Origin of the sequence: Phenylobacterium sp. (assembly GCF_036963605.1) — a bacterium.
GTDB lineage: Bacteria > Pseudomonadota > Alphaproteobacteria > Caulobacterales > Caulobacteraceae > Phenylobacterium.
Genome location: NZ_JBALUY010000156.1, coordinates 1 through 558, shown reverse-complemented (window position 1 = coordinate 558; position 558 = coordinate 1). Strand labels below are relative to the sequence as shown.

Annotated in this window: 1 pseudogene; it reads left to right on the top strand. The window is 64.0% G+C overall.

Annotation, left to right across the window (positions count from 1 at the left end):
• A pseudogene (locus V7702_RS16835) lies at positions 1-558 on the top strand (hypothetical protein); the annotation flags it as partial.

The window sequence follows — 558 nt, the reverse complement described above, 5'->3', positions numbered from 1 at the left end:
CCCGCAGACACAGGCAGCGAAACCGACACCGGCACCAACCCCTCCACAGATCCGGCCGATGTTGCCGACACGCCGGTAACGCCGGAGCCGGAACCAACCGTGGTATTTTCCTATGTCGAGCCCGGCCAGCTCCTGCCCGGCTCGGGGACGGGGGCGACCGAGCGCGATGCGGTCTTCGCCCCGGACATCCGTTTCCCGATCAAGGCCGCGCCCGCCTATCTACAGTCGCAGGTCTGGATGTTCGGCGGCGGCATAAAGGGCGGCGATCAGTGCGACCCGCGCAATTTCGAATATCCCTGGCGCGACAATTTCTGCGAGACCCGCTCGTCCAACCGCAATTCGCCCTATTGCCCGGTGAGCAAGATCCATCAGGGCCAGGACATCCGTGTCGGCACGCCGCAAGGCTGCAATCAGCTGCGCAGCACGCCAGCGGCCCAGCGCGACCAGTATGAAGTCGTCGCCACGGAAGACGGCGTGATCCAGTCGATCGGCACATATACCGTGACGATGCGGTCCGGCCCACGCATCTACAAGTACATGCACATGAACATGGCCAAG